The 11658-nt window shown below is 42.3% G+C and carries 13 protein-coding genes and 1 rRNA gene; all 14 read left to right on the top strand.

Translation table 11 applies throughout. From position 1 onward, the window contains the following. The first annotated feature begins 98 nt into the window (after nt 1-98). The gene (locus C6W18_RS19210) at nt 99-875 is read left to right on the top strand and encodes a type III pantothenate kinase (protein WP_105928571.1); all 777 of its coding nucleotides are present in this window, start codon (nt 99-101) and stop codon (nt 873-875) included. Between the two features lie 14 nt (nt 876-889). Beyond that, entirely contained in the window at nt 890-1765 is an 876-nt protein-coding gene (gene hslO / locus C6W18_RS19205) for an Hsp33 family molecular chaperone HslO (RefSeq protein ID WP_034325056.1), read from the top strand. Between the two features lie 46 nt (nt 1766-1811). After that, nucleotides 1812-2720 carry a peptidyl-prolyl cis-trans isomerase gene (locus tag C6W18_RS19200; RefSeq protein WP_034325055.1) on the top strand — a complete coding sequence of 303 codons (909 nt, stop codon included), beginning with the start codon at nt 1812-1814 and terminating at the stop codon, nt 2718-2720. A gap of 77 nt (nt 2721-2797) precedes the next feature. Then, a complete protein-coding gene (gene cysK, locus C6W18_RS19195; RefSeq protein ID WP_034325054.1) occupies nt 2798-3721 on the top strand; it encodes a cysteine synthase A in 924 nt (307 codons plus the stop codon). Nucleotides 3722-3845: 124 nt separating this feature from the next. Next, nucleotides 3846-5264, top strand: coding sequence for an anthranilate synthase component I family protein (locus tag C6W18_RS19190; protein ID WP_105928570.1), 1419 nt, complete (start codon nt 3846-3848; stop codon nt 5262-5264). A gap of 13 nt (nt 5265-5277) precedes the next feature. Then, complete coding sequence (gene pabA / locus C6W18_RS19185; protein WP_034325051.1) at nt 5278-5871, top strand: aminodeoxychorismate/anthranilate synthase component II; 594 nt, start codon at nt 5278-5280, stop codon at nt 5869-5871. Beyond that, nucleotides 5868-6716, top strand: a complete 849-nt coding sequence (gene pabC / locus C6W18_RS19180; protein ID WP_105928569.1) for an aminodeoxychorismate lyase — start codon at nt 5868-5870, stop codon at nt 6714-6716. Before pabA ends, pabC begins: the two co-directional genes overlap by 4 nt. 9 nt (nt 6717-6725) lie before the next feature. Continuing rightward, on the top strand, nt 6726-7583 hold the full coding sequence (folP, locus tag C6W18_RS19175; protein ID WP_034325049.1) for a dihydropteroate synthase: 858 nt from the start codon (nt 6726-6728) through the stop codon (nt 7581-7583). After that, nucleotides 7576-7938, top strand: coding sequence for a dihydroneopterin aldolase (gene folB, locus C6W18_RS19170; RefSeq protein WP_024425659.1), 363 nt, complete (start codon nt 7576-7578; stop codon nt 7936-7938). Before folP ends, folB begins: the two co-directional genes overlap by 8 nt. Continuing rightward, complete coding sequence (gene folK, locus C6W18_RS19165; protein ID WP_034325047.1) at nt 7935-8438, top strand: 2-amino-4-hydroxy-6-hydroxymethyldihydropteridine diphosphokinase; 504 nt, start codon at nt 7935-7937, stop codon at nt 8436-8438. The genes folB and folK overlap by 4 nt, the downstream gene beginning before the upstream one ends. Then, nucleotides 8390-8623 carry a helix-turn-helix domain-containing protein gene (locus C6W18_RS19160; RefSeq protein WP_105928568.1) on the top strand — a complete coding sequence of 78 codons (234 nt, stop codon included), beginning with the start codon at nt 8390-8392 and terminating at the stop codon, nt 8621-8623. Before folK ends, C6W18_RS19160 begins: the two co-directional genes overlap by 49 nt. After that, nucleotides 8616-9617: a tRNA dihydrouridine synthase DusB gene (gene dusB, locus C6W18_RS19155; protein ID WP_105928567.1), complete on the top strand. Its 1002-nt coding sequence runs from the start codon at nt 8616-8618 to the stop codon at nt 9615-9617. Before C6W18_RS19160 ends, dusB begins: the two co-directional genes overlap by 8 nt. A gap of 90 nt (nt 9618-9707) precedes the next feature. Further along, a complete protein-coding gene (gene lysS, locus C6W18_RS19150; RefSeq protein ID WP_034325043.1) occupies nt 9708-11207 on the top strand; it encodes a lysine--tRNA ligase in 1500 nt (499 codons plus the stop codon). Between the two features lie 342 nt (nt 11208-11549). After that, nucleotides 11550-11658 (top strand): 16S ribosomal RNA (locus C6W18_RS19145); the annotation flags it as partial.

Genomic DNA, 11658 nt, shown 5'->3' with positions numbered 1-11658 from the left:
GGTTTCGAATTGTTTACAAATGGAACTCGATTCGTGTATGGTATGATAGAAAGTCGAAAAATGATCTTTTTGAGAAACTATTCAAAGTGGTGATGAAGTTGTTACTCGTGATAGATGTAGGAAACACAAATACCGTTTTAGGTGTTTATCATAATGGCGATCTAAATTACCATTGGCGAATTGAAACAAGCCGTCATAAAACAGAAGATGAATTTGGCATGTCCATCCGGTCTTTATTTGACTATGTAGGGCTAATGTTTGACCAAATAGAAGGTATTATCATCTCCTCTGTGGTTCCGCCAATGATGTTTGCACTTGAAAGAATGTGCGAAAAGTACTTTCACATTACACCCCAAATTGTAGGGCCTGGGATGAAGACCGGACTAAACATTAAGTGCGACAATCCAAAGGAAGTCGGCGCTGATCGAATTGTCAATGCGGTGGCGGCCATTCACCTATATGGGGCGCCTCTCATTGTGGTAGACTTTGGAACAGCGACAACCTACTGCTATATCAATGAACAAAAACAATACATGGGTGGAGCCATTGCACCGGGTATTACCATCTCAACGGAGGCCTTATATACAAGAGCGGCTAAGCTGCCGAGAATTGAAATCGTCCGCCCGGATCACATCGTTGGAAAAAACACCATCAGTGCGATGCAATCAGGTATCCTTTATGGATATGTTGGACAAGTCGAGGGAATAGTGAAACGGATGAAGCAGCAAGCCAAACAAACACCGAAAGTCATTGCAACAGGCGGCTTGTCTACATTGATTGGAAATGAATCAGATTGTATTGATATTGTCGATCCGTTCTTAACATTAAAAGGACTCCAATTAATTTATGAACGTAATCGTGTCGGTGTACTATAGGAGGTTTAAATCAAATGGATTACTTAGTTAAAGCGTTAGCATATGACGGTAAAGTCCGCGCATATGCTGCAAACACAACAGATACAATCAACGAAGCACAAAGAAGACACCATACGTGGCCAACTGCCTCTGCAGCGATTGGGAGAACCATGACGGCTACAGTCATGATGGGAGCTATGCTCAAAGGCGAGAATAAGTTAACTGTCAAAATTGAAGGCGGTGGACCAATCGGAGCCATCATCGCTGATGGAAATGCAAAAGGTCACGTTCGCGGATATGTATCGAACCCACAAGTTCACTTTGACTTAAATGAACATGGCAAGCTGGATGTCAGACGTGCAGTTGGAACAACAGGAACATTAAGTGTTGTGAAAGATATTGGGCTGAAAGATCACTTTACAGGACAAACAGAAATCGTCTCAGGGGAAATTGGAGATGACTTCACGTATTATCTCGTCTCTTCTGAGCAAGTACCTTCCTCTGTAGGCGTAGGTGTCCTTGTAAATCCAGACAACTCTATCCTTGCGGCAGGTGGTTTTATCATTCAATTGCTGCCTGGAACAGAAGATGCAGTCATTGAAAGACTAGAAAAACGTTTATCAACTATTGAACCGATATCTAAACTCATTGAAAAAGGAATGACACCAGAAGAAATTTTAGAAGAAGTTCTCGGTGAAAAACCTCAAATTTTAGAAACTGTACCTGTCGAATTCTCTTGTAACTGCTCAAAAGAACGGTTTGCTAATGGCATTATCAGCCTAGGAACAGCCGAAATTGAAGATATGATCGAACAAGACGGACAAGCAGAAGCTCAATGCCATTTTTGTAACGAAACGTATGTATTTACAAAAGAAGAGCTAGAAGAGCTACGTGAAGAAATAACCCGCTAAGCTCTCAGCAGCGGGTTTTCTTTTTAGCATGGAAAGGAGACGAAAGATGAGACTAAAAGCAAGAGTGGTATGGACATTTATCCTCGTTTTGCTCATGATCAATGCTGTTGTTATTGCATATGTACTAACAAAATCGCAAATGTCGCAGGCTTCCTCAAACGGGAAGAACAGTGAAGACATTGCGTCCATTGGAAAAGAGAAGGTTACGCGTCAAGAATGGTTAAAGAAGATGGAAGACCGCTACGGAAAGGCAACACTTGAACAAATGATCAATCAGAAGGTAGTCAATCAGCTTGCGAAGGAAAACAAGCTAGAGGTGTCTTCAAAAGAGATCAATCGTGAATTACTGATGATTAAAGCGGTTTCTAATAATTTCTACGAAGATGGTCATACAAGTGAAAAGGAATGGAAAGAGCAGATTCGTTATCAAATTTTATTAGAACAGCTCTTAACAAGAGATGCCGTTGTTTCTGAAAAAGAAGCCAAAGCCTTTTATGAAAAAAACAAGGACTTATATCAATATGATGATTCATACCGTATTCGTCATATTGTCGTGAAGACAAAGGACGAGGCTGAAAACGTGTTGAAAGATTTAAAAGGCGGATCTAGCTTCGAAGCCGTGGCAGCTGAACGCTCCATCGACCGCTACACCTCACCATACGGCGGAGATCTTGGTTTTGTGACAGAAGAGCAAGAGAGTATCCCAGCCTTATACATACAAGAAGCTCAAAAGCTTCAACCAGATGAATGGACGAAAGAGCCGATTGAGACTAAAAACGGGTATGCCATCATCCAATTAAAAGAAAAATTAAATGGCCGCTCCTTCTCTTACGAAGAAGTCAAAGATCAGATCAAAAGACAGATCGCAATGGAAGATCTAGGTGAAAAGGCGAATGTCAAAACCCTGTGGAAAGAAGCAAAAGTCACATGGTTTTACGATGGAGAGCAGGACTAAAAGCATTGACAAAATTTTTTGAAATTGATAATTTAATATTAATACAATAAAATTACTCGGAGATAGAGGTGTTAGTGATGGCTCGTATTGCAAATTCAGTTTTTGAACTAATAGGAAATACACCAGTCGTTAAATTAAACCGTTTAGTAGAAGAAGACAGTGCGGATGTCTACTTGAAACTTGAATATATGAACCCAGGCAGCAGTGTGAAAGATCGTATTGCGTTAGCAATGATCGAAGATGCTGAAGCGAAAGGTACATTAAAAGCTGGCGACACACTTATTGAACCAACAAGCGGAAACACAGGAATCGGCCTTGCGATGGTAGCGGCAGCTAAAGGAATCAACGCCATTTTGGTTATGCCGGACACAATGAGTCAGGAACGCCGCAACCTTTTACGCGCTTATGGTGCAGAGCTTGTCTTAACACCAGGTGCAGAAGGAATGAAAGGCGCCATCAAAAAAGCAGAAGAATTGGCAGAAGAGCATGGTTACTTCATGCCTCAGCAATTTAACAACGAAGCCAATGCGGAGATTCACCGCCGTACAACTGGGAAAGAAATTCTTGAACAGTTTGATGGCGAGCTTGATGCGTTTATTGCAGGTGTTGGTACGGGCGGTACGATTACAGGGGCTGGTGAAGTCCTAAAAGAAGCCATCCCAACTATTCAGCTGTATGCGGTAGAGCCAACAGATTCTCCAGTATTATCAGGAGGAAAGCCAGGTCCGCATAAAATTCAAGGAATTGGAGCAGGGTTTGTCCCATCCATCTTGAATACGGAAGTATATGATGGCATTATCCAAGTGAAAAACGAAGATGCATTTGAGCTTGCAAGAAAGGCGGCAAAAGAGGAAGGTATCCTTGGTGGTATTTCTTCAGGAGCAGCCATTTACGCAGCTCTTCAAACAGCGAAGAAGCTTGGTAAAGGGAAGAAAGTGTTAGCGATCATCCCAAGTAATGGTGAGCGTTACCTCAGTACACCTCTTTATCAGTTCGATTAAACCATAAGCCCCAGCATTTGCTGGGGTTTTTTCATGAATTCTGAAGATGGAAAGCAAATACTATTTTCTAAATAAAATGGATTGCATTACAATAAGATTAATGAAAATGAAAAAGGATGATAACATGACACAACGAAGGCCGATTGGCATCAAAATTCCTTTTACGAAAGATGCATTCTTAAAAAGATACGAACAACTAGCTGCACGTGAAACTCACCATGTCCTTCTTGAAAGTGCACGCGGCGGAACATATAGCATTGCTGGAATTCACCCGATCGCTAAAGCGAAAGGGAAAGACGGGATGACAACCATCCATTATCAAGATGAGGTTTTGTTCAAAGAAGGCGATCCATTCAGAGCGTTTGCTGATTGGTTTCAAACACTCCAAACCGAAACGAACGAGGAGTACCCTGATTTTCAAGGCGGAGCGATTGGGTTTTTAAGCTATGACTATGCGAGATATATCGAGCATTTTAAAATGCTGTCAATCGATGATCTCAAGACGCCTGACCTGTATTTCCTCGTGTTTAATGATGTCGCGGTCTTTGATCATGAAGAAAATATGCTATGGCTCATCACCCACACAGAGGGAGAGGAACCTGTGAATGAAGCTCATCAAAGGTTGGAGGAATTGAAGCTAAGCTGGACAAGCTTTTCAGAAGAATCAACACACTCACCTGTCAGCGTATCTTCTTCAGAATTTGTGCCAGCTGCGCCTTTTACTGAAGAAACCTTTGCGGAAGCAGTAGAGAAAATTAAGCAATATATCGCAAACGGGGATGTGTTCCAAGTGAACCTATCCATCAGACAAGATGAACAGCTTCAGACTCACCCATATGATTTTTACAAAACATTACGTCAAGTGAACCCATCTCCTTATATGTCTTATCTGCACACGCCAGATTTCCAGATTGTTTGTGGGTCTCCTGAGCTGCTTATTAAGAAAAAAGGCACTCAACTAGAAACAAGACCGATTGCTGGCACAAGGTCACGAGGCAAGGACGACGCTGAGGATCAAGCGCTGGCAAAAGAGCTCATTGAAAATGAAAAAGAACGCGCGGAGCATGTGATGCTCGTGGATCTTGAGCGGAATGACCTTGGACGCGTGTCCACTTATGGCTCAGTAAGAGTGAACGAATTTATGGCGATTGAGAAATATTCACACGTGATGCACATTGTATCCAATGTACAAGGAGAGCTGCGTGCTGAATGTGATGCAGTAGATGTCATGCATGCTGTATTCCCGGGTGGAACGATCACAGGTGCTCCAAAAGTGAGAACGATGGAAATCATAGAAGAACTTGAGCCAACAAGACGTGGGCTTTATACTGGATCTATAGGCTGGTTTGGATTCAATCAAGATATGCACTTTAATATCGTCATTCGTACAGCGTACTGTACAGAAGGCAAAGCCTTTATGCAATCAGGTGCTGGGATCGTCATCGATTCTGTACCAAAGCACGAATACAAAGAATCGATTAAAAAAGCCTATGCAGTAAAAAAAGCATTACAGCTGAGCGAAGAAGAGACTATTTTGAGTTAGAGGTGAGCAGAGTATGATATTAATGATTGATAATTATGATTCATTTACGTACAACCTGGTCCAGTATTTAGGTGAGCTTGGAGAAGAATTAATTGTGAAACGGAATGACCAAGTAACCATTCAAGAAATCGAGGAACTCAAGCCAGACTTTCTGATGATTTCTCCAGGACCATGCAGTCCTGATGAAGCGGGAATTAGTATGGAGGCGATCAAGCATTTTGCCGGAAAAATACCGATCTTCGGTGTGTGTTTAGGTCATCAATCCATCGCACAAGTCTTTGGTGGAGATGTGATTCGCGCAGAGCGGTTAATGCATGGTAAAACGTCAGAGATCGAACATGACGGCAAAGGTGTCTTCACTGGACTCCAAAATCCGCTCGTCGCAACGAGGTATCATTCATTAATTGTCAAAAACGAGACGCTGCCGGAGTGCTTTGTGGCAACAGCTAGCACTAAGGAAGGCGAGCTCATGGCCATTCGCCATAAAGAACTGCCAATTGAAAGTGTTCAGTTCCATCCTGAATCGATTATGACTTCCTTCGGAAAAGAAATGCTCAAGAATTTCATTGAAACCTATCGTACAAAGGGGCATGAAGTAAACGCATGATCATTTATCTGAACGGTCAGTATATAGAGGAGAAAGACGCGACTCTTTCTCCTTTTGATCATGGTTTTCTATATGGCATCGGTGTATTCGAAACATTTACCAGCCTGGCAGGACAAGTCTTCCTGTTAGATTGGCATCTTGAAAGGCTCAATCAATCGTTACGTGACCTTTGCATCGAATCCACAATAGAGAAACCATTTGTACTCGACATCATTCATACCTTACTGAATCAAAACCATATAACCGATGGTCATGCGAGGATTCGCTTCAATGTCTCTGCGGGCAGAGGCAATGGATTTTCTGCAGACCCTTATGAAGAGCCGATCATTTTTGTGATGATCTCTCCATTCCGGCCTGAGTCTCTATTAGATGAAAAGCAGGGAGTCATTCTTCATACGAGGAGAAACACACCAGAAGGTCCGAGACGGCTCAAGTCTCATCATTATATGAACAACCTGCTGGCTAAAAGAGAAGTAGGGAACGACCCATCGATAGAAGGCATCTTTTTAACAAAAGAAGATGATGTGGCAGAAGGAATTACCTCGAATGTATTTTGGCGAAAAGAAGATATGATCTATACACCGTCACTTGATACAGGTATTTTAAATGGGATAACCCGTCGATATTGTATAGAAACGCTTTGCGCTCTGGGGGTCTCGCTGATAGAAGGACGATACCCAGTCTCACATCTGCTCTCAGCTGATGAGGCATGGATGACCAATTCTGTACAGGGGATTGTGCCTTTCAGGCGTATAGGAGAAATCGCCTTGCCCAAAAATAACCGAACGATCTCAACAAAGTTGAGAACGCAATATACAAAGGAACGTCTAGAACATAAAGAGTAGGTGGACACAGTGACACAACAAGTGATAAAACAGCCTAAAATCATACAAGCCAAGCGCCACACCCTTAGTTATGAAGAAAAGACATTGGTCATGGGCATTTTAAATGTCACACCTGACTCTTTTTCAGATGGAGGAAAGTTTAATCAAATGGATAAAGCGCTGGCTCATGCAGCGCAGCTGATGGAAGACGGTGCGCATATCATCGACATTGGCGGAGAATCGACTCGTCCGGGAGCGGCACTTGTCTCAGAGCAAGAGGAACTTTCAAGAGTGATCCCTGTGATTGAGAAGATCACAAAAGAATTGGATGTGCCTATTTCCATTGATACGTATAAAGCCCATGTCGCAGACGAGGCGGTAAAAGCTGGAGCCTCCATCATTAATGATGTATGGGGAGCAAAAGCCGATCCTCAAATGGCACATGTAGCAGCGAAGCACGATGTGCCAATCATCTTAATGCACAATCGACCAGAGCGAAACTACACACATCTGATTCCAGATATGATTGCTGATTTGAAAGAAAGTGTTCAAATTGTCAAACAAGCGGGTGTCCGTGATGACATGATTGTATTAGATCCAGGTGTAGGATTTGCAAAAAATAAAACAGACAACCTGATGGTGATGAATGAACTTGAACATTTTTGCCGCCTCGGCTATCCGCTGCTTCTTGCTACATCTCGAAAAAGATTCATCGGCGCTGTCTTAGATCTGCCACCTGAAGAACGTACAGAAGGAACGGGTGCCACGGTTTGCCTAGGGATTCAAAAGGGTAGTGCGATGGTCCGTGTGCATGATGTAAAAGAAATAGCAAGAATGGCAAAAATGATGGATGCCATGCTGAATAAGGGAGGCGCTTATCATCGATAAAGTATATGTAAACGGAATGGAATTTTACGGCTATCACGGAGTATTTGCAGAAGAGAATAAATTAGGACAGCGATTCCGTGTGGACTTAACAGCTTCACTTGATTTAAGCAAAGCAGGACAAACAGACGACCTAAACGAGACCATCAATTACGCAGAGCTCTACCAAATCTGCAAAAGCATTGTAGAAGGGGAGCCGGTTAACCTTGTTGAAACGCTGACAGAAAGAATTGCAAACCAAGTGTTAAAGGACTTTCCGACAGTTCAGGAATGTACAGTGAAGGTGATCAAGCCAGACCCGCCAATTCCAGGACACTATCAGTCCGTTGCAATTGAAATGACGAGATCACGCACATGAACAATACAGCATATATCGCTTTAGGTTCAAACATAGGTAAAAAGGAAACCTATTTAAAAGAAGCAGTCAAAAAACTGCACGAACACCCAGATGTTCAAGTGGAGTCAATCTCATCTATATATGAAACAACACCCGTAGGGTACGAGAACCAAGATGACTTTTTGAATATGGCCGTGAAGATTTCCACCTCGCTCCGTCCAGAGGAACTGCTCGCACTTACTCAGAAAATCGAACAAGAGTTAGGCAGAACAAGAGAAGTGAGATGGGGTCCGCGAACGGCTGACCTTGACATTTTACTTTATAATCGTGAAAATATTGAAACAGAACAACTTGTAGTGCCGCATCCTAGAATGTACGAACGTTTATTCGTTCTTGTTCCGATGAGTGAGATTTGCCCAGAAATCGGCGAAGTACAAATAAATGCCGTAACAGACCAAGAAGGTGTTAGCATATGGAAAAAGACATGTGGGGTAGAAGAATTCGTGCATACCGAAAGCTAAAAGGGTATACTCAGGAAGGGTTAGCCAAAAGACTGGGCATCTCTGTCTCTGTCTTAGGAGAAATTGAGCGAGGCAATCGATTACCAACAAACCAAATGGTTGGTCAAATAGCAGATGCTTTAAATATAACGGTGGAAGAACTTTCACCAATACTCGAGGAAGAAAGGAGGGGGAAAGATGTTTAAAATCGGAGATATCGAGATTAAAAACAAAGTGGTGCTCGCACCAATGGCCGGTGTATGTAACTCTGCCTTCAGACTCACAGTCAAGGAGTTTGGAGCGGGCTTAGTCTGCGCTGAAATGGTCAGTGACAAAGCGATCCTCATCAATAATGCGAGAACGATGGGAATGCTATACATTGATGAACGGGAAAAGCCTTTGAGTCTTCAGATATTTGGAGGAGAAAAGGACACACTCGTAGAAGCGGCAAAGTTTGTAGATCAGCATACAACGGCGGATATTATTGATATCAACATGGGCTGTCCTGTACCGAAGATTACAAAATGTGATGCAGGAGCGAAATGGCTGCTTGATCCAAACAAAATCTATGAAATGGTCTCCGCTGTTGTAGAAGCTGTAGATAAACCTGTTACGGTAAAAATGAGAATGGGCTGGGACGAAGACCATATCTTCGCTATTGAAAATGCCCGTGCTGTTGAACGAGCAGGTGGACAAGCAGTTGCACTTCACGGCCGGACCCGTGTGCAGATGTACGAAGGAACAGCGAATTGGGATATCATTAAAGAGGTAAAACAATCTGTTTCCATTCCTGTCATCGGAAATGGCGATGTCAAAACCCCTCAAGATGCAAAACGTATGCTTGATGAAACCGGTGTGGATGCTGTAATGATCGGAAGAGCAGCACTAGGTAACCCGTGGATGATTTATCGTACGGTTCATTATTTAGAAACGGGAGAACTGAAAGAAGAACCAAACGTGCGTGAAAAAATGACTGTGTGCAAACTTCACTTAGACAGACTCATTGACCTGAAAGGCGAACACGTGGCTGTCAGAGAAATGAGAAAGCATGCCGCATGGTATTTAAAAGGTGTCCGAGGCAACGCAGACGTTAGAAACCGAATCAATCAAAGTGAAACGAGAGCCGGGCTCGTACAAGTTCTTGATGACTTTACGATCGAAGCCGAGGCAAAAGAGCTTCAAAGTATAAAAGTAGGATAAGACTATCTTTCTTTTTGTAGCTCACTGCTAGTGCATGTACTGGCAGTTTTTCTGCTTTTCTCTGCAAAATACATTATTGGAGTGATATAAATGAGTAATGAAGGGCTTAATAACGAAGAATTAAATGACCAATTCCAAGTCAGACGCGACAAAATGAACAAAATGAGAGAAGAGGGTATCGATCCATTCGGTGAACGATATGACCGAACTCATCAATCTGCACAAATTATTGCAGAATATGACGAGTTTTCAAAAGAAGACTTAGAAGAAAAAGATGCCCAAGTGACAATCGCTGGCCGTATGATGACAAAGCGTGGAAAAGGAAAAGCTGGCTTTGCGCACATTCAAGATTTAGAAGGACAAATTCAAATCTATGTTCGTAAAGATAGTGTAGGAGAAGAAGCTTACGAATTATTCAAAAGCTCAGATCTAGGTGACATCATTGGTGTGATAGGAACAGTATTTAAAACGAATGTGGGAGAACTTTCAATTAAAGCGACAGGCTTTGAGGTTCTTACAAAAGCACTTCGCCCGCTTCCTGATAAATATCACGGACTAAAAGATGTGGAACAACGCTATCGTCAGCGCTACCTTGACCTGATTGTAAATCCAGAAAGTAAGCAGACGTTCATCATGCGAAGCAAAATCATTCAATCAATGAGAAGATACTTAGATTCTAAGGGATACTTAGAAGTTGAAACACCAACAATGCATAGCATCCCTGGTGGTGCATCAGCTCGTCCTTTCATTACTCATCACAATGCACTTGATATGCCGCTTTATATGCGTATTGCGATCGAGCTGCACTTAAAACGTCTCATTGTCGGTGGTCTAGAGAAAGTATACGAGATCGGCCGCGTATTCCGTAACGAAGGTGTATCTACTCGTCATAACCCAGAGTTCACAATGATCGAGCTATACGAAGCATACGCAGACTACAAAGACATTATGAACCTGACTGAAAATCTGATTGCTCATATTGCCCAAGAGGTACTAGGAACAACAACGATTCAATATGGAGAAGATGAAATTGATCTAAAACCTGAATGGAAGAGATTGCACATGGTTGAAGCGGTCAAAGAAGCCACAGGTGTAGACTTCTGGCAGGAGATGTCTGTAGAGGAAGCGAAACAGCATGCTGCTGATCACGGTATTGAAATTGCGAAAAACATGACAGTGGGTCATATTATCAATGAGTTCTTCGAGCAAAAAGTAGAAGAAACATTGGTTCAGCCTACCTTTATTTACGGACATCCAGTGGAGATTTCTCCATTAGCTAAGAAAAACCCAGAAGACCCTCGCTTCACAGATCGCTTTGAGCTATTTATCGTACGCCGTGAGCACGCAAATGCATTCACAGAGCTGAACGATCCAATCGATCAAAGAGAACGCTTCGAAGCTCAGTTAAAAGAACGTGAAGAAGGAAATGACGAAGCGCATCTAATGGATGACGATTTTGTTGAAGCATTAGAATATGGAATGCCGCCAACAGGTGGACTAGGAATCGGTATCGACCGATTGATCATGCTATTAACAAATTCTCCATCAATCAGAGATGTACTGCTTTTCCCACAAATGAGAAATCGTTAATATAACAATAAAAGCGCCGTTTTATGAATGGCGCTTTTTATTTTTCATAAAATAAAACTTTTTTTAAAAAAGCTATTGCAAGAAGGATTTCAAGGTGGTATATTATTATTCGTTGCCGCAAAACAGCAGCGGGGTTAAAAAAAGAAATTGAAAAAAGTTCTTGACTTTAACCGACACGAAATGTTAAGATATTAAAGTCGCTTACAAGCGATAACGAACATGATCTTTGAAAACTAAACAAGACAAAACGTACCTGTTAATTCGAGTTTTTATAAAAAAATCCTATGAAACATCATAGGTAGTCAGTCAAACTGGCGAAAAACAAAACTTCGGTTTTGTTCTTTTTCGGAGAGTTTGATCCTGGCTCAGGACGAACGCTGGCGGCGTGCCTAATACATGCAAGTCGAGCGGACAGAAGGGAGCTTGCTCCCGGATGTTAGCGGCGGACGGG

The sequence above is a fragment of the Bacillus sp. LLTC93 genome, assembly GCF_002993125.1.
GTDB classification, from domain to species: Bacteria; Bacillota; Bacilli; order Bacillales; family Bacillaceae; genus Bacillus; species Bacillus zhangzhouensis.
Note: the sequence above shows the minus strand (reverse complement) of the source record. Positions and strands in the feature narration are given on the sequence as shown.

Bases quoted from the DNA above. Each gene is read 5' to 3' on its own strand.
- dusB (WP_105928567.1), top strand. From the start codon at position 8,616: ATGTTTAAAATCGGAGATATCGAGATTAAAAACAAAGTGGTGCTCGCA.
- pabC (WP_105928569.1), top strand. From the start codon at position 5,868: ATGATCATTTATCTGAACGGTCAGTATATAGAGGAGAAAGACGCGACT.
- hslO (WP_034325056.1), top strand. From the start codon at position 890: ATGGATTACTTAGTTAAAGCGTTAGCATATGACGGTAAAGTCCGCGCA.
- pabA (WP_034325051.1), top strand. From the start codon at position 5,278: ATGATATTAATGATTGATAATTATGATTCATTTACGTACAACCTGGTC.
- C6W18_RS19160 (WP_105928568.1), top strand. From the start codon at position 8,390: ATGGAAAAAGACATGTGGGGTAGAAGAATTCGTGCATACCGAAAGCTA.
- C6W18_RS19190 (WP_105928570.1), top strand. From the start codon at position 3,846: ATGACACAACGAAGGCCGATTGGCATCAAAATTCCTTTTACGAAAGAT.
- C6W18_RS19200 (WP_034325055.1), top strand. From the start codon at position 1,812: ATGAGACTAAAAGCAAGAGTGGTATGGACATTTATCCTCGTTTTGCTC.
- cysK (WP_034325054.1), top strand. From the start codon at position 2,798: ATGGCTCGTATTGCAAATTCAGTTTTTGAACTAATAGGAAATACACCA.
- lysS (WP_034325043.1), top strand. From the start codon at position 9,708: ATGAGTAATGAAGGGCTTAATAACGAAGAATTAAATGACCAATTCCAA.
- folK (WP_034325047.1), top strand. From the start codon at position 7,935: ATGAACAATACAGCATATATCGCTTTAGGTTCAAACATAGGTAAAAAG.